The organism is Streptomyces albidochromogenes (assembly GCF_005981925.1).
Classification (GTDB): Bacteria; Actinomycetota; Actinomycetes; order Streptomycetales; family Streptomycetaceae; genus Streptomyces; species Streptomyces albidochromogenes.
Genome location: NZ_VBVX01000152.1, coordinates 1 through 15954, shown reverse-complemented (window position 1 = coordinate 15954; position 15954 = coordinate 1). Strand labels below are relative to the sequence as shown.

The 15954-nt window shown below is 71.0% G+C and carries 18 protein-coding genes; 3 read left to right on the top strand and 15 right to left on the bottom strand.

Features of this window, described 5'->3' with window-relative positions; genetic code table 11:
* A partial coding sequence (locus tag E2E34_RS19980) for a hypothetical protein (protein ID WP_138903286.1) occupies positions 1–314 on the bottom strand: 314 nt, incomplete at its 3' end.
* A gap of 131 nt (positions 315–445) precedes the next feature.
* On the opposite strand from E2E34_RS19980, the gene E2E34_RS19975 reads away from it, so the two are divergent.
* Complete coding sequence (locus E2E34_RS19975) at positions 446–862, top strand: hypothetical protein (RefSeq protein WP_244315910.1); 417 nt, start codon at positions 446–448, stop codon at positions 860–862.
* 27 nt (positions 863–889) lie between these two features.
* On the opposite strand, the gene mnmA is transcribed toward E2E34_RS19975, so the two are convergent.
* Positions 890–2014, bottom strand: coding sequence for a tRNA 2-thiouridine(34) synthase MnmA (mnmA, locus tag E2E34_RS19970; protein WP_138903285.1), 1125 nt, complete (start codon positions 2012–2014; stop codon positions 890–892).
* A gap of 54 nt (positions 2015–2068) precedes the next feature.
* Between mnmA and E2E34_RS19965 the strand changes: the two genes are divergently transcribed.
* Positions 2069–2737 (top strand): N-acetylmuramoyl-L-alanine amidase, encoded by a 669-nt coding sequence (locus E2E34_RS19965; RefSeq protein ID WP_138903284.1) that lies wholly within the window; start codon positions 2069–2071, stop codon positions 2735–2737.
* 12 nt (positions 2738–2749) lie between these two features.
* Here the strand turns inward: E2E34_RS19965 and E2E34_RS19960 are convergent, their stop codons facing one another.
* The 3 genes from E2E34_RS19960 to E2E34_RS35520 all read right to left on the bottom strand — a co-directional run bounded on the left by E2E34_RS19960 (position 2750) and on the right by E2E34_RS35520 (position 4441).
* Positions 2750–3919: a cysteine desulfurase family protein gene (locus tag E2E34_RS19960; RefSeq protein WP_138903283.1), complete on the bottom strand. Its 1170-nt coding sequence runs from the start codon at positions 3917–3919 to the stop codon at positions 2750–2752.
* A gap of 77 nt (positions 3920–3996) precedes the next feature.
* On the bottom strand, positions 3997–4269 hold the full coding sequence (locus E2E34_RS19955) for a DUF4190 domain-containing protein (protein WP_138903282.1): 273 nt from the start codon (positions 4267–4269) through the stop codon (positions 3997–3999).
* Between the two features lie 7 nt (positions 4270–4276).
* Positions 4277–4441 carry a hypothetical protein gene (locus E2E34_RS35520; RefSeq protein ID WP_167518326.1) on the bottom strand — a complete coding sequence of 55 codons (165 nt, stop codon included), beginning with the start codon at positions 4439–4441 and terminating at the stop codon, positions 4277–4279.
* 98 nt (positions 4442–4539) lie between these two features.
* Between E2E34_RS35520 and E2E34_RS19950 the strand changes: the two genes are divergently transcribed.
* A complete protein-coding gene (locus tag E2E34_RS19950; RefSeq protein WP_138903281.1) occupies positions 4540–5166 on the top strand; it encodes a TetR family transcriptional regulator in 627 nt (208 codons plus the stop codon).
* Positions 5167–5242: 76 nt separating this feature from the next.
* Here the strand turns inward: E2E34_RS19950 and E2E34_RS19945 are convergent, their stop codons facing one another.
* The 10 genes from E2E34_RS19945 to E2E34_RS19900 all read right to left on the bottom strand — a co-directional run bounded on the left by E2E34_RS19945 (position 5243) and on the right by E2E34_RS19900 (position 15861).
* Positions 5243–6079 (bottom strand): thioesterase family protein, encoded by an 837-nt coding sequence (locus tag E2E34_RS19945; protein WP_138903280.1) that lies wholly within the window; start codon positions 6077–6079, stop codon positions 5243–5245.
* A 37-nt stretch (positions 6080–6116) separates the two neighbouring features.
* On the bottom strand, positions 6117–6791 hold the full coding sequence (locus tag E2E34_RS19940) for a trimeric intracellular cation channel family protein (protein ID WP_138896751.1): 675 nt from the start codon (positions 6789–6791) through the stop codon (positions 6117–6119).
* A gap of 18 nt (positions 6792–6809) precedes the next feature.
* Entirely contained in the window at positions 6810–7898 is a 1089-nt protein-coding gene (locus E2E34_RS19935) for an ABC transporter ATP-binding protein (protein WP_138903279.1), read from the bottom strand.
* Between the two features lie 20 nt (positions 7899–7918).
* Complete coding sequence (locus tag E2E34_RS19930; RefSeq protein WP_244315912.1) at positions 7919–9052, bottom strand: ABC transporter ATP-binding protein; 1134 nt, start codon at positions 9050–9052, stop codon at positions 7919–7921.
* A 5-nt stretch (positions 9053–9057) separates the two neighbouring features.
* On the bottom strand, positions 9058–10056 hold the full coding sequence (locus tag E2E34_RS19925; protein ID WP_138903278.1) for an ABC transporter permease: 999 nt from the start codon (positions 10054–10056) through the stop codon (positions 9058–9060).
* A 116-nt stretch (positions 10057–10172) separates the two neighbouring features.
* On the bottom strand, positions 10173–11948 hold the full coding sequence (locus E2E34_RS19920; RefSeq protein WP_138903288.1) for an ABC transporter substrate-binding protein: 1776 nt from the start codon (positions 11946–11948) through the stop codon (positions 10173–10175).
* A 112-nt stretch (positions 11949–12060) separates the two neighbouring features.
* Positions 12061–13059 carry an ABC transporter permease gene (locus E2E34_RS19915; protein ID WP_138903277.1) on the bottom strand — a complete coding sequence of 333 codons (999 nt, stop codon included), beginning with the start codon at positions 13057–13059 and terminating at the stop codon, positions 12061–12063.
* Positions 13060–13439: 380 nt separating this feature from the next.
* Positions 13440–14240, bottom strand: a complete 801-nt coding sequence (locus E2E34_RS19910; RefSeq protein WP_138903276.1) for an enhanced serine sensitivity protein SseB C-terminal domain-containing protein — start codon at positions 14238–14240, stop codon at positions 13440–13442.
* An 89-nt stretch (positions 14241–14329) separates the two neighbouring features.
* Positions 14330–15103 carry an enhanced serine sensitivity protein SseB gene (locus tag E2E34_RS19905; protein WP_244315908.1) on the bottom strand — a complete coding sequence of 258 codons (774 nt, stop codon included), beginning with the start codon at positions 15101–15103 and terminating at the stop codon, positions 14330–14332.
* 56 nt (positions 15104–15159) lie between these two features.
* A complete protein-coding gene (locus tag E2E34_RS19900; protein WP_138903275.1) occupies positions 15160–15861 on the bottom strand; it encodes an AAA family ATPase in 702 nt (233 codons plus the stop codon).
* Positions 15862–15954 lie beyond the last annotated feature (93 nt).

Below are 15954 nucleotides of genomic sequence, written 5' to 3'. Positions count from 1 at the left end.
CCGATGCCGAGGAGGTCGACCGCGCCGTGCAGCAGGCCCTGCTTCCAGCGGTGCCGGCGGGCCGTCCCGACGAGCACCACGACGGCCAGGCTGACCAGGCCGGCGGGGGAGGCGTCCGTGGCGGTGGGGGAAAGACAGGCAGTCGAAGAACCTCGGCTGGGCATCAGGCGCGCGTCGCGCTCGGCCCGGTCGCGGCGCAGCTTTCTCGTGACGTTCCTGCCGCTGCTCGCGGTCGTGCTGACCGGAACGGCCGCGCTGGCCGTGTCGGGGAACATCCTGCTGCCGGCCCAGCGCGTGATCACCCTGGAGGGCAAGATGGCCTCCAAGCGCGACTTCGCTGGCCACCTACCGCGAGTACGCCGACACCCTCGCCGACGCGGGCGCGGGCCGCAAGGACCACAGCGAGATCGTCAGCAAGTACCTGGAGGTCGCCGAGCCCATCTCGGTGATCGGCGTGGTGATGGATGTGCTGGAGGAGCGGAACGTCATCGTCCACGTCGACCTGCCGGGCGGGACGATACGCCGCAACGCCGCACTGGCCCGCGCGCTCGCCGACCGGCCCCCGGCCGCGGGCTCCGGCCCGCAGACGACCGTGCGGCTGCGCGACATCGACGACTTCGTGCTCATACGCGGCCGGTTCCGCAAGATCAGCGAGACACCGGAGTCGACGGTGTTCCTGGCGCCCTACGGCGATCACGAGGACCCGTCCCGGGGTGCGCGCGTACGGGTCACCTGCGCGACCGAAGGGCTGCGCAACGAGGTCCCGCGGGGCACCTTCTCGGCCCGCTGCCTCGGCAAGGTGCAGGACTGGAACGCCGAGGACGGCGTGCTGGAAGTGCAGGCCATGGCCATCTTCCGGTAGGGCGGGCCCGCTCCGGCCCCCGGAGCGTCAGGCCAGGGCGGCCGTCGCCCGCACCGTCGTCGCGATCGTCGCCGAGCCGACGACGCGCGTGCCGTCGTACAGGACGATCGCCTGGCCGGGTGCGACCCCGCGCACCGGCTCGCCGAAGGCGACGCGCAGCTCGCCGTCGACCAGCTCCGCCGTCACCGGCGTCTCGCCGCCGTGGGCGCGCAGCTGGGCGGTGTACGTGCCGCTGCCGGCCGGGGCCGTGCCGCACCAGCGGGGCCTGATCGCGGTCAGGGAGCTGACGTCGAGGGCCTCGGCCGGGCCCACCGTCACCGTGTTGTTCACCGGGGAGATGTCCAGGACGTAGCGCGGCTTGCCGTCGGCGGCGGGGTGGCCGATGCGCAGTCCCTTGCGCTGGCCGATGGTGAAGCCGAAGGCCCCGTCGTGGGTGCCGAGCTTGGCGCCCGACTCGTCGAGGATGTCGCCCTGCGCCGTGCCGCCGAGGCGGTTCGCCAGGAAGCCCTGGGTGTCGCCGTCCGCGATGAAGCAGATGTCGTGGCTGTCGGGCTTCTTCGCGACCGCGAGCCCGCGGCGCTCCGCCTCCGCGCGGATCTCCTCCTTGGTGGTGAGGGTGTCGCCGAGCGGGAACATCGCGTGGGCGAGCTGCCGCTCGTCGAGGACGCCGAGGACGTACGACTGGTCCTTGGCCATGTCGGAGGCGCGGTGCAGCTCGCGGCTGCCGTCCTCGTTCAGGACGACCGTCGCGTAGTGGCCGGTGGCGACCGCGTCGAAGCCGAGGGCCAGCGCCTTGTCGAGCAGCGCAGCGAACTTGATCTTCTCGTTGCAGCGCAGGCACGGGTTGGGGGTGCGCCCGGCCTCGTACTCCGCGACGAAGTCCTCCACGACGTCCTCGCGGAAGCGCTCGGCGAGGTCCCAGACGTAGAAGGGGATGCCGATGACGTCGGCGGCCCGGCGGGCGTCGCGCGAGTCCTCGATCGTGCAGCAGCCGCGCGCGCCGGTACGGAACGACTGCGGGTTCGCGGACAGCGCGAGGTGCACGCCGGTCACGTCGTGCCCGGCCTCGGCGGCTCGGGCGGCGGCAACGGCGGAGTCGACCCCGCCGGACATGGCGGCGAGGACACGGAGGCGGCGCGGGGTCTCAGTCATAGCTCCACCAGGGTAGACGGAACCACCGACAGGGCCGAAAGCGTTAAAGGGCTCATGGAGCAGAAGAAGGCGGCAGGGCTGAGCAGACGCGCGCTGTTCATCGGGGGCGGCGCCGCCCTGGTGGGCGGGACGGCCGCCGTGTACGGCGATGAGCTGGCCCGGACGTGGTGGCTCGTGCCGGGCATCGACAAGCAGCGCACGGAGGGAGAGGTGGATCACAAGGGCGCCCGGTGGGTGGCGGCGTCGGCGGCGAATCTGCGGACCGCGGACCGCCCCGCCGACTACACCATCGACCGGATAGTGATCCATGTGACGCAGGGCAGCTTCGCGTCGGCCGTGCGCGTCTTCAAGAACCCGCTGCACGCGGCCGCCGCGCACTACATCGTGCGCGCGAAGGACGGCCACATCACACAGATGGCAAGGGAGCTGGACGTCGCGTACCACGCGGGGAACCGCTCGTTCAACGAACGCAGCGTCGGCATCGAGCACGAGGGCTTCGTCGACCGCCCGGAGGACTTCACGGACGTCATGTACCGCTCGTCGGCCCGTCTCGCGGCCGGCATCTGCCGGCGGTACGGGATACCCGCCGACCGGGAGCACATCATCGGCCATGTCGAGGTCCCGGGCACCGACCACACCGACCCGGGCCCGCACTGGAACTGGGCCCGCTACCTCAAGCTCGTACGGGCGGAGCTGGAGGGCCGGCCGGCCGCCCGGGCGTAGCCCTCCAGCGGTTCAGACGAGCCCCGCCGTGCGGGCCCGCTCGACGGCCGGGCCGATCGCCTCCGCCACGGCGGCCACGTCGTCGGCGGTCGAGGTGTGCCCGAGCGAGAAGCGCAGGGTGCCGCGGGCCAGGTCCGGGTCGGTCCCGGTGGCCAGCAGGACGTGGCTCGGCTGGGCCACTCCGGCCGTGCAGGCGGAGCCGGTGGAGCACTCGATGCCCTGCGCGTCGAGCAGCAGGAGCAGCGAGTCGCCCTCGCAGCCGGGGAAGGTGAAGTGGGCGTTGGCCGGCAGCCGGCCGCCCGGGGACGGGTCGCCGCCGAGGACCGCCGTGGGCACGGCCGCCCGTACGGCGGCCACCAGTTCGTCGCGCAGCCCGCCGATCTCGCGCGCGAACCACTCGCGCTGTTCGGCCGCGATCCGGCCGGCCACCGCGAAGGCGGCGACGGCCGGGACGTCGAGCGTGCCGGAGCGCACGTGCCGCTCCTGACCGCCGCCGTGCAGGACGGGGACGGGGGTGTACTCACGGCCGAGCAGCAGCGCGCCGATGCCGTACGGACCGCCGATCTTGTGCCCGGAGACGGTCATCGCGGCGAGTCCGGAGGCGGCGAAGTCCACGTCGAGCTGACCGAACGCCTGCACCGCGTCGGCATGCAGCGGTACGCCGAACTCGGCTGCCACGTCGGCCAGTTCCCGGACCGGCATGACGGTGCCGATCTCGTTGTTGGCCCACATGACGGTGGCCATGGCGACGTCCGACGGGTCGCGCGCGATGGCCTCGCGCAGCGCCGCCGGATGCACCCTGCCGTACGCGTCGACCGGCAGGTACTCGACCGTCGCGCCCTCGTGCTCGCCCAGCCAGTGGACGGCGTCCAGCACCGCGTGGTGCTCGACGGGGCTGGCCAGGACGCGGGTTCTGCGCGGATCGGCGTCGCGCCGCGCCCAGTACAGGCCCTTGACGGCGAGGTTGTCCGCCTCGGTGCCGCCGGCGGTGAGGACCACCTCGCTGGGGCGGGCGCCGAGGGACTCGGCGAGCGTCTCGCGGGCCTCCTCGACGGTGCGCCGCGCGCGTCGGCCGGCGGCGTGCAGGGACGACGCGTTGCCGGTGACGGCGAGGTGGGCGGTCATCGCCCCGACCGCTTCCGGAAGCATCGGGGTGGTCGCGGCGTGGTCGAGGTAGGCCATGGTGCACTCGATTCTACGAGCCCGCGGGCCGCTCCCCGCTCACGCCCTCTCCCCCGGCCGGCCCGCGGCGCGCTCCCTCAGCCGCCGAAGGTCCAGGACACGGTGCCGTCGGCGGAGGCGAGCACCGCGAGGACCAGCAGGTCGGCCACCCCGAGGCCGAGGCCGAGCAGCGCCCTGCCCCGGCGCTCGGTGCCGCGCCGCAGGGCCAGGGACGCCAGGACGATCGCGACGGGGCCGAGGAAGACGTTGAGGACGAGCAGCCCGACGAGTCCGAGCACGAACGAGGCGACGGCCATGCCGTCGGCGTCCCGCGTGCCGGTGCGGGCGCGTGCGGATGCGGTGAACTCCATGGCGCGTTCAGCTCCTTCGGGTCGTACGTCGCGAGTGACGCTCACGGGCGGCGAAGACGAGAAGCCAGACGCCGATGAGCGCGGCGGCGACGAGGGACACCGGGGCCGGTACATGCGCGACCGAGCCCATCAGCACCCCGAGCAACAGCAGAGCCGCTACGAGGACGAACACGTGAACCCCTCCTGGGAGTACGACTGTTCACTGACTACTCAGTCTAGAGTGCCCCCCAGGGTTCCCCGCAATCAGAGAACGGTTGTTTACTGAATGTCATGAGTCACATCGTCGGCGCCCGCCAGGCCCAGAAGCAGAGGACCCGCCAGGCCCTCATGGAGGCGGCGCTCGTCCTGCTGGAGAACCAGAGCCTGAGCAGCCTCGGCCTGCGCGAGGTCACGCGCGCCGCCGGCGTCGCCCCCACCGCCTTCTACCGACACTTCCGGGACACGGCGGACCTGGGCGTGGCCCTGGTCGAGGAGGCGCTCGGCGGCCTGCACGCGGTGATCCGCGCGACGCTCGCCGCGACCGGCGACAGCGCGGTGCGCATCGACGCCGCGGTGGGGCTCATCGCCCGCCACGTGCACGCGTACCCCGCCCACGTCCGCTTCGTCACGCGTGAACGCCACGGCGGTGTGCGGCGGGTGCGCGACGCGATAGGCGGGCAACTCGGCCTGTTCGCCGACGAGGTGGCGGCCTGGCTCGCCACCCAGCCGGACTGCGCGGCATGGAGCGAGGACGACCGCCGGATGCTCGCGCACGTCTACGTCGACCACATGGTGATGACCGCGTCCGCGTTCCTGGAGGCCGGACCGTACGGCGAGGAGCGCGTCGAGGCGGCCGCGTCCCTGGCCCGCCGCCAGCTGCGCCTGATCGGACTGGGCCGCCGCCACTGGCTGGACTGACGGGCCGGGCGGGGCTCCGCACGCGAACGGACGGCCGTCCGGGAGGACGGCCGTCCAGGAACAGGGCTCGGGAAGCTCAGCCGCGCGGCGCCCGGGCGAGCTGCCGGGACTGGGCGACGAGGCGGTCCGCGCTGTCCCAGACCTCCGCGTCCTCCTCCAGGAAGCCGCCCGCGAGATTGCGGGTGGTGATGGAGACGCGCAGCGGGCCAGGGGCCGGCCGGCAGCGCACGTGGGTGGTGAGCTCGACGGTCGGCGTCCAGCCCTTGAGCCCCAGCTCGAACGAGGTCGGCGGCAGGGCGTCGACGGTGAGCAGCAGCGACAGCGGGTCGGCGTCCCGGCCGTCGGCGAGTCCGAACCAGCCGCGCATCTCGCCCCTGCCGGAGGGCGCGCCCACGGCCCAGCCGACGGTGGCGGGGTCGAGGCGGATGTTCAGCCGCTCGGTGATGGCCGAGCTGCCCGGGATCGCGGCGGGCCCGGCTTCAGCGCCCAGGCACTGCTCGTACGAGGGCATGACCGGCGGCTTCGCCGTCGTGCGGACGTCGTCGGGCAGGGCGTCGAGGTCGCCGTAGGAGGCGAGGACGCGGATCCGCTCGACCTCGGTGCCGTCGTCGGCGTACTGGAAGAGGGACGCCTGGCCGGTGGAGAGGGTGCGTCCGGTACGGACGGTCTGCGTCCGGATCACCGCCTTGCCGGGCACGGACGGCGTCAGATAGTGCGCCGAGACCGTGAACGGGTCGGAATGCGGCAGGGCGTCGCCGAGCGCCCGGCCGAGGAGGGCGAGGAGGTAGCCGCCGTTGACGGCCTGGATGATCGTCCAGCCGGCGGAGAGCTCGGCGTCGTAGACGCCGGGCGACCGCTCCGTGAGGGCGGTGTCGCGGTCGAACTCACTGTCCCCGATGCGTGCCTGTGCCATGGCATGCACGGTACACCCAGACGTTACTAAGCGGTAGCTAAGTGCTGGACTCGGATTCCCCCTCGGCCTTCGCCGAGCTCCGGTGCCAGGCGCGCGGCGCCCGCCAGTGGAAGCGCATCGCCAGCAGCCGCAGCACGAAGGCGGTCACGACGGCGATGCCACTGGTCACCGCGTTCAGCGCGTCGAAGCGGATGCACAGCGCGACCATCGAGGCGCCGACGATGGCGGGGACGGCGTACAGATCACGGTCCCAGCGCAGCAGCGAGGGCACCTCGTTGGCGAGCACGTCGCGCAGTACGCCGCCGCCGACCGCGGTCGCCAGGCCCAGCGCGGCCGAAGCGGTCAGGCCCAGCCCGTACTCGTACGCCTTGGTGGTGCCCGTCACGCAGAACAGTCCGAGGCCGGCCGCGTCGAACGCGTTCACGGCGCCCTGGATGCGCTCGACCTCGGGGTGCAGGAAGAAGACGAGGGCCGCCGCGATCAGCGGCGTGGTGAAGTAGCCGAGGTCGGTGAAGGCGGCCGGCGGCACGGCGCCGATGATCAGGTCACGCAACAGCCCTCCGCCCAGCGCGGTGACCTCTGCGAGCACCGCGATGCCGAACACGTCGAAGTTCTTGCGCACGGCGAGCAGCGCGCCGGAGATCGCGAAGACGAAGATCCCGACGAGGTCGAGCGAATGCTGGACGGAGGGCGTGAAGAGTTCCTGGAACACCGGGCAATTGTGCCGGTTCTAGACCTTGCCGGTGTCCCCCGTGCTCGCGGACCCGGACGCCGGACCGGATTCCGGTGCCTGGTCGGGCGCGTTCTCCGGGTGGTGGCAGGCCACCTGGTGACCGGTCTTGAGCGTGGTCAGCGCCGGTTCGCGCGTCGAGCAGATCTCCGTGGCCTTCCAGCACCGCGTGTGGAACCGGCAGCCGGTGGGCGGCGAGATCGGCGAGGGCACGTCGCCCTTGAGCAGAATCCGCTCGCGCTTGTGCTTGCTGCGCGGGTCGGGCACCGGGACGGCCGACAGGAGCGCCTTCGTGTACGGGTGCATCGGCGCCTCGTACAGCGCCTTGCGGTCCGCCAGCTCGACGATCTTGCCGAGGTACATCACGGCGATGCGGTCCGAGACGTGCCGGATGACCGACAGGTCGTGCGCGATGATCACGTACGTGAGACCGAGCTCGTCCTGGAGGTCGTCCAGCAGGTTCACCACCTGCGCCTGGATCGACACGTCCAGCGCCGACACCGGCTCGTCGGCGACGACCAGCTTCGGCTTGAGCGCGAGCGCCCGCGCGATGCCGATGCGCTGGCGCTGGCCGCCGGAGAACTCGTGCGGATAGCGGTTGTAGTGCTCGGGGTTGAGCCCCACCAGCTCCAGGAGCCGCTGAACCTCCCGCTTCACCCCGCCCTCGGGCGTGATGTTCTGCAGCTTGAAGGGCGCGCTGATGATCGTGCCGACCGTGTGCCGCGGGTTCAGCGAGGAGTACGGGTCCTGGAAGATCATCTGTACGTCGCGGCGCAGCGGGCGCATCCGCCCGGTGCCGAGATGGGTGATGTCCTGGCCCTCGAACTCGATCTTCCCGCTGGTCGGCTCCAGCAGCCGCGTGATCAGCCGGCCCATCGTCGACTTGCCGCAGCCCGACTCACCGACCACGCCGAGGGTCTCCCCCGGGCGCACGTCGAAGTCGAGGCCGTCGACGGCCTGGACCGCGCCGACCTGGCGCTGCAGCACGCCCTTCCTGATGGGGAAGTGCTTCACCAGACCGCTGACCTTGAGCAGGGGCTCGGTCGAGGGGGACAGCGGCGAGGACGACGCCTGCTCCGGGATCGTCACGTCGGGATCCTTCGTCTCGCTCACAGCTTCGGCGCAATCTCTTCGGTCCAGATCCGCGTCCGGTCCTCGGCCGCCATGTGGCAGGCGGAGTAGTGCCGTTCGGATTCCTTGCCGGGCAGCAGCTTGAGTTCCGGCCGCTCGGTACGGGTGATGCCGCCCTTGGGGACGTCCGCGTAGGGGCAGCGCGGGTGGAAGGCGCAGCCGCTCGGGATGTTGATCAGGCTGGGCGGGGAGCCCTTGACCGGGATGAGACGGTCGGTCTGGTCGCGGTCGATGCGCGGCATCGAGCCCAGCAGGCCCCAGGTGTACGGGTGCTGGGGCTCGTAGAAGACCTTCTCGGCGGGGCCGCGCTCGACGCACCGGCCGCCGTACATCACGAGGATGTCGTCGGCCAGCTCGGCGACGACGCCCAGGTCGTGCGTGATGACGATGACCGCCGAGCCGAACTCCTTCTGCAGGTCCCGGATCAGGTCGAGGATCTGCGCCTGGACGGTGACGTCCAGGGCGGTGGTCGGCTCGTCCGCGATCAGCAGCTCGGGGTTGTTGACGAGCGCCATCGCGATCATGGCGCGCTGGCGCATGCCGCCGGAGAACTCGTGCGGGTAGCCGTCGAAGCGCTTGTCGGGCTGCGGGATGCCGACCCGGTCGAGCATCTCGATCGCGCGCCGCTTGGCGGTCTTCTTGTCGACCTTGTTGTGGATGCGGTACGCCTCCACGATCTGGTGGCCGATCGTGTAGTACGGGTGCAGCGCGGACAGCGGGTCCTGGAAGATCATCGAGATCTCGCGGCCGCGCAGCTTGCGCACCTCGTCGGGGTCGGCGGACAGCAGGTCCGTGCCGTCCAGCCAGATCTCGCCGGAGATCTGGGCCTTGCGGCGGCCGTACTGGCCGACCGTGTGCAGGCCCATGATGCCGAGCGAGGTGACCGACTTGCCGGAGCCGGACTCGCCCACGATGCCGAGGGTCTTGCCCTTCTCCAGCTTGAAGGACAGGCCGTCCACCGACTTGACGAGGCCGTCGTCGGTGGGGAAGTGCACCTTGAGGTCGCGCACGTCGAGGAAGGCGTCCGGCTGCGGGGAGCCGGCGCGTACGGGCTCGCCGACCGCACCGGTCTTCGTCGAGGGGGCCCCGGGGGCCTCCCCCGGCACAGGCACAGTGGTCACGAGAGCCTCACTCGGGGGTCGATCACGGAGTACAGGATGTCCACCACGAGGTTCGCGAGCACGACGGCCGCGGCGGCGATGAGCGTGACACCCAGGATGAGCGGAAGGTCGAAGTCGCCGATCGCCTTGACCGCCGCCTGGCCGAGGCCGGGGAGGCTGAAGGCGGTCTCGGTGAGGATCGCGCCGCCGACCAGGGCGCCGAGGTCCATGCCGAGGATGGTGAGGATCGGCGTCATCGTCGAGCGCAGGGCGTGCTTGCCGACCACGACCGGTTCGCTCAGACCCTTGGCGCGGGCGGTGCGGATGTAGTCCTCGCCCAGGACCTCCAGCATGGTGGCCCGGGTGAGCCGGGCGTACATGGCGGCGTACAGGAAGGCGAGCGTCACCCACGGGAGCACGAGGCCGCTGAACCAGCCGAGCGGGTCCTGCGCGATGTCCACGTACTCGGCGTCGAACCAGCCGAGCTGGGTGCGGAAGATCGCCAGGGAGAGCAGCGCGGTGAAGTAGATCGGCAGCGACACACCCGCGAGGGCGATGGTCATCGCCGTGCGGTCGATCGCGGTTCCCCGCTTGAGGGCGGAGATGATGCCGGTCGTGACACCCACGATGACCCACAGCACGCACGCGCCGGCCGCAAGGGACAGGGTCACGGGAAGCCGCTCGGTGAGTACGGGCCAGATCTCCTGCTCCGTACGGAAGGAGTAGCCGAAGCACGGGGCGTCGCAGTGGAACGACGAACCGCCGCCGGTGTAGTCCCGGCCGACGAAAATTCCGCTGATGAAGTTCCAGAACTGCACCAGGATGGGATCGCCGAGGCCGAGTTTCTCCCGGACGCCTTCGACCGCGCCTGGGTCCGCCTGCTTGCCGATGAACATCGCGGCGGGGTCGCTGCCGGTCAGCTTCGGGATGACGTAGAAGATGCCGAAGGTCACGAGAGTGACCACGAGCAGCATCACGACGACGGCGGTCAGCCGCCTGATGAGGTATGCGAGCACTACGGTCGGCCCGGCGACGGCCCGGGGATCCGGTGGGGGATCCCCGGGCCGCCGCACGCGGCCATCACCTGCCCTTCGGGCTTAGCGGCGGGTGTGCCGGCGGAGCGAACGGACGGTCACTTGACGCCGAGGGAGGCGTAGTCGTAGCGGCCGTTGTAGGAGTCGGCCGTGTAGACGTTGGTCAGCCGCGAGCTGCGCCAGATCACGTTCTTCTCGAAGGTGAAGGGCAGGTAGACCGCGTGCTCGGAGACCTTCTGGTTGATCTGCTTGTAGAACTCGGCCGCCTTGTCGGGGTCCGTCTCCAGCAGCGCCTTGTCGAACAGGCCGTCGATCGACTTGTCCTTCAGCATCGAGAAGTTGTTGTTGCCGCTCTCGAGGATGAAGCGGCTGTCGACCAGCGGCTGCGAGAAGCCCTGACCGCTCGGGAAGTCGGCACCCCAGCCCATGATGATGATGCCGTACTTCTTCTTGTCGACGTTCTTGGGAGCGCCGATGATGCCCGAGGTCTGCGCACCGTCGTACTGGTCGATCTGCACCTTGATGCCGACCTTGCCCAGCGACGCCTGCATCGACTCGGCGGTGGCGATCTCCTGCGGCTTGTTGTTGCGGACCGCGATCGTGGTCTCGAAGCCGTTCGGCTTGCCGCAGGCCTTGAGCTCCTCCTTGGCCTTCGCGACGTTGCCCGTGGTGTCCTTGAGAACGTTGTACGGGTCGTACTTCGCGTCCGAGCCCTTGATGCTCGGCGGCAGCATGTTGGTGGCGATGTCGCCGCCCGCCATCGGGCCGCCGCGCGCGGTCTGCAGCGACTTGTGGTCGGAGCCGTAGATGACCGCCTTGCGGCAGTGGATGTTGTCCATCGGCTTGACCGTCTGCGGGAACACCGCGTACCGGATGAAGCCGGTCTGCGGGTTGTCGACGTTGCCCTTGTGGTCGCGCAGGGCCTTGGTGCGGCCGGCCGGGCTGATGCCGGTGGCGTTGATGTCGATGTCGTAGTCGCCCTCGATCAGGCGGTTGTCCATGTCGTCGGCGTTGGTGATGAGCTTGAGCGAGACCTTGTCCGGCAGCGCCTTGCGGACGGTGTCGGTGCCCTTCTTCCAGTTGGGGTTGCGGCTCAGCTCCATGCCCTTGTTGGGCGTGTACGAGTCGATCTTGTACGGGCCGTTGGAGAAGGGCTTCAGGCCGTACTTCTCCGCCGTGTCCTTGTCCTGGCGGACCGGCGTGGCGGCCGGCATGGCCAGCATCTGGAGGAAGTCGCCGTTGGGCTTCGGGAGCTTGAAGACGATGGTCTTGTCGTCCGGTGTCTCGATGGCCTTCAGGCCCAGCTTGTCCGCCGACTTGTCCTTGTACGGGCCCTTGTACTCCTTCTTCGGGTCCAGGACCTGCTGCAGGTAGATCGGACCGCCGGAGATCTTGTCCTGGGCCCAGATGCGCTCGATGCCGTACTTGATGTCCTTGGAGGTGACGGGCTTGCCGTCCTCCCACGCGACGCCGTCCTTCAGCGTGAAGGTGTACGTCTTCTTGTCCGCGGAGACCTTGCCCGTGTCGGTCGCCATGTCGGCGACGAGCTCGGTGGACTCGGTGCCGGCGGCCGGCTTGAAGGTGATCAGCTGGCGCGTGTAGTAGCGCGCGAAGTCCCACATGAAGCCGTAGTAACCGCGCTGCGGGTCCCAGGAGTCGGCGTCCTGCGTACCGATGAACTTGATCGTGCCGCCCTTCTTGTCCGAGGCGTTCGCGATCTTGCCGACGGCCGCGTTGAAGCCCGGGGCCTTGCCCTTGCCCTCGGTCTCGTCCTTGCCGCCGCCACCGCAGGCCGCGGTTCCGACGAGCGCGGCGACGACGAGCGCCGCGCTTGCGGCGAGCCGTCGCCTGGAAGAACTGTTGGCTGTCACGATCAGCAACCTCCGTAAGAGTGCCGGTCCTTTGCGGAACCGACGGTTTGGGTGGCCTCCTGACACATCGGCAGGGGCGGCGCGGTGGGAACGTGCGGTGGGACGGGACGAACGGTCAGCGGGAGCCCTTCGGGTCCAGCGCGTCACGCACGCCGTCACCGAAGAGGTTGAAGGCCAGGACCGTGACGAAGATGGCCACGCCGGGCGCGATCATGAACATCGGGTCCGCCTCGTAGTACTCCTTGGCCTTGGAGAGCATCTGCCCCCAGGAGGCGGTGGGCGGCTTGACTCCGGCGCCCAGGAAGCTGAGGGCGGCCTCGCTGAGGACATTGGTCGGGATCATCAGCGTCGTGTAGACGGTGATCGGGGCGACCAGGTTCGGCAGCAGCTCCTTGAAGAGGATGTACGTGCGGCCGGCGCCGAGGCTGCGTGCCGCCTCGACGTACTCGCGCTCCCTGAGGGAGAGCGTCTGGCCGCGGACGATCCGGCCCACGTACGGCCATCCGAAGAAGCCGATCACGACGATCAGGGCGCCGATGCGCACACCTGAACCGCTGAACCCCCAGAGGGAGTTGGGCAGTACCGAGACCAGCGCGATGATGAAGAGCAGCTGCGGGAAGGCCAGCAGCACGTCCATCACCCGGCTGATCGCCGCGTCGACCCAGCCGCCGAAGTAGCCGGCGATGATCCCGAAGACCGTGCCGAGGGCGACGGCGAAGAGGGCCGCGAGGAAGGCGACCAGCAGTGAGATGCGGGCGCCGTAGACGAGGCGGCTGAACACGTCGCGGCCGTTGACCGGTTCGACTCCCAGCAGGAAGTCGGAGCTCATGCCGCCCCAGCTGCCGATCGGCGTACCGAACAGCGGGTCGATCTTGTCCTCGTGGAACTCGTTCGGCGGGTGGCCGAGCGCGCTGACGATCAAGGGCGCGAACACCGCGACCAGGATCAGGAACAACACGACGACGCCGCCGGCCAGCGCGACCTTGTCGCGCTTCAGACGCACCCATGCGATCTTCCAGGGCGAGCGGCCTTCGATGGCTTTCGCCGGAACATCGGCCGCTACGTCAACGGCGGCGGTCTCTGCCGCGCTCGTGTCGTGCAGTGGTGCCGTCATCGTGGTGGGGACCCCTCTCGGCTCGGCCGACGGGTGGTCGGCCCGCGCCTGCCGCTGTGGCGGCTTGTTCGCATCGCAGGTGCAAGTGGTGCGGAAACGTGCAGAAGGTGCTCGGACAAACGCAGTTGACACGGGGAAAGCGGGTCGTACACAGGACCGACGTTCCTTGTTGCGGGAGTCTTCAATGAGCGCGCGATCACCCGCCAGCCCTGGCGGGCAATGGATGCGCAACCGTGATGTGGCCTGTGGTCTTCCGTTATCCGGACGCCGCGATCGGCTGAGCGGATCAGAAGCGGCCCAAAGCACCAGACCGGACATGCCGCCCAACGGCCTTCATGGCGCGCCGAATTGGGCTATGTACGCCGTATCGCGAGGTCGCCTCAGTAGGCGCGGGGCGCCGGGTAGCCGTAGCCGCCCTGCGGGGCGGAAGGGAGGGCAGCGGGCGCGTGGGCCTCGCGGTCGTAGAACGGGCGGGCGTTGGCGCGCAGCCACATGGACACGGGGTCGTACTCGTCGGACATCGCGACGGTGGACACGGGCAGCCCCTCGGGGACCACGCCGATCGACTGCTGCATCATGGCGCGCACGGCGTCGACGGACTGCTGGCTCGTGTCGTACAGATCGAGTCCTACGGCCAGGTACGGCGCGCCGAGCGCCGGCTGGACCCAGGCGCGGCGCAGCGCGCGGACGGCGGGGGTCCGGTGGGCGTTCTGCGTGAGCAGCGCGTAGAACTGGGGGATCTCGACGGCCGGTTCGGACAGCCGCAGCGGTCCGGCGGGCATCCGGTCGAGGCCGGTCGCGATGCGCCGCAGGTCCAGCCAGGGGATGCCCACGCCGCCGCCGGGGGCGTGCGGGTTGAGCCAGATCCCCCAGCGGTCGGGGAAGAGCGCCCGCGCGACGTCATGGGCGGACACCACTTCGTACGCCCGGCTCCAGCCGCTCGCGGACAGCTCCTGCGCGGAGGTGACGCACGGGGCGTAGCCGAGGCCGTCGACGTCCATGTTCCCGTACTGGGCGTCGGGGGAACCCGCCTGGCCGTGCCAGAGCAGCATCCACAGCTTGCCGCCCGCCGGGTCGGCGAGGGCGCGCAGGAGCGCCTCGTACGCGTCGTAGCGCCCGGGTGTCACCTGGCGCAGCATGTGCTCGACCTGCCCGGCCGCCGCAGTGCCTGACGCGCTCACCCTGGGTCCCGCCCCTCTTCGATTTCACCGTGTCGTTCGTCGACCAGCTTAAGCGGCAGCACCGGCGCCGAGCACGGGTCGGGCACGAGTCAGGCGCGCGTGTAGAACGGCCGCACCTTTTCGAGCATCCAGTCGGCGACCGGGTCGCGCGCCACGTCGAGCAGGACGAGGTTGACCTCCCAGGGCACCCGGACGCGTCCGAGGGCCCGGCCGAGGGCGTCCATCGGCGCGTTGGGGTCGGCGCCCTCCCAGTTCGACAGCTGTACGCCGACGAACAGGCTCGGGGGTGCGCCCTCGACGCTCGCGAGGGCGCGGCGGGCGCTCACGACCACACCGCTCTCCTGGAACTCCCCGGCGGCGGCCGCGAGGAAGTCGACCGGCTCCTCCTGCCAGTCCGGCTCGAAGAGCCGCACCCTGCCCCCGCTCGCCGGTCCGTCCAGCGGTGTGCGCCCGGCCCGGCAGAGCTCGGCGACGGCGGCCGGCGGCAGCGGCACGCCGACGGCGCCGTCCGGGTTCACCGCGATGCCGAGCTGCGGCGGCAGGCCGCGGGCGAACTCCCGGGCGGGGGCGACGGTGAAGGACATGTGGGGCCCGGTGCAGTGGCGCAACTGCTCCTCGGAGCTGTAGACGGGGACGTACGCCTCGCCGTTGATCTGCACCGTGGGCAGGTCGAGGTTCGGGGAGTCGGGCCCGCCGCCGTTCGGCAGCGGCACCCAGACCTGGCTGCGCCCGAGCACCTCGACGATGCGGCCGCCCGCGGCGGGGTTGCCGAGCGAGGCGCCGAGTACCTCTTCGAGCTCGTTGCCGGGCCAGCCGCTGCCGCCCTGCGGCGAGGCGGATATGGGGAAGTCGGGGTAGTCCACGGGACGACTTTAACGCGGCGCGCGGGGTGTCCGGCGGGGCGCTCCGCCGGACGCCCCTAGGGCCCGGCCGGGGCCGGGGCCGGGAAGTCGATCACCTTCAGCGCACCCGCCGCGTCCCGGTCCAGCAGCACCGCCGACGCGCAGCCCGCCGGCAGCCGCCCCGCCTCCGCGTCCCGCACCAGCCGGCCCACCGCCCGCCGGTGCCGGGCGAAGGCGTAACCGGAGACCCCGCGGCCGCGCTCCTGCTGGCCGGCCCGCGCCACGTCCGCCGTCACGTCGAGCAGCACCAGGTGCAGCGCGACGCCCCGGCGCCGGGCGTCGCGCGCCAGCCAGCGCCGCACCCAGGTCTGCGTACCGCAGTCGTGCACCACGACGCCGTCGCCCGAGCGCAGGGCACGCCACAGGCCGGCGTAGTGCGCCAGGCGCACCAGCGGCCGGTACAGGGCGTACGGCAGGAGGCGGGGCATCATCGCCTCCCAGCGCTCGCGCACGTCCTGCGAGTCGATCCGGTGCGCCACCGCGCTCGCCGTACGCCGGATCAGGGTGCTCTTGCCGCTGCCCGGCAGGCCGGACACGACCACCGTGTCACCGGTCGCGAAGGCGAGGGCGCGCGGGCCGCGTCCCGCGCGCTCGCGCAGATCACGCACCACGGGCACGGTCCTGGCGGCCGCCCTGACGGGCACCGCCTGCTGCGCGGGCACCGCGCGGTGCGCGGTCCCCGTTGTCGTCGCGTACGCACCGGGCTGCTGCAACGTCATCGTCTTCCCCCTGTCGGGTGTCCCCCACCCCCCCCCCTTGGCCAAAAAGTGTAAAGAAAAGGGAATGCGCCACAAGTCCATTGCGGGTTCCGC

Coding starts and splice junctions, on each gene's coding strand:
- E2E34_RS19965 (WP_138903284.1), top strand. CDS start 2,069: ATGGAGCAGAAGAAGGCGGCAGGGCTGAGCAGACGCGCGCTGTTCATC.
- E2E34_RS19900 (WP_138903275.1), bottom strand. CDS start 15,861: ATGACGTTGCAGCAGCCCGGTGCGTACGCGACGACAACGGGGACCGCG.
- E2E34_RS19915 (WP_138903277.1), bottom strand. CDS start 13,059: ATGACGGCACCACTGCACGACACGAGCGCGGCAGAGACCGCCGCCGTT.
- E2E34_RS19955 (WP_138903282.1), bottom strand. CDS start 4,269: ATGGAGTTCACCGCATCCGCACGCGCCCGCACCGGCACGCGGGACGCC.
- mnmA (WP_138903285.1), bottom strand. CDS start 2,014: ATGACTGAGACCCCGCGCCGCCTCCGTGTCCTCGCCGCCATGTCCGGC.
- E2E34_RS19960 (WP_138903283.1), bottom strand. CDS start 3,919: ATGGCCTACCTCGACCACGCCGCGACCACCCCGATGCTTCCGGAAGCG.
- E2E34_RS19945 (WP_138903280.1), bottom strand. CDS start 6,079: ATGGCACAGGCACGCATCGGGGACAGTGAGTTCGACCGCGACACCGCC.
- E2E34_RS19950 (WP_138903281.1), top strand. CDS start 4,540: ATGAGTCACATCGTCGGCGCCCGCCAGGCCCAGAAGCAGAGGACCCGC.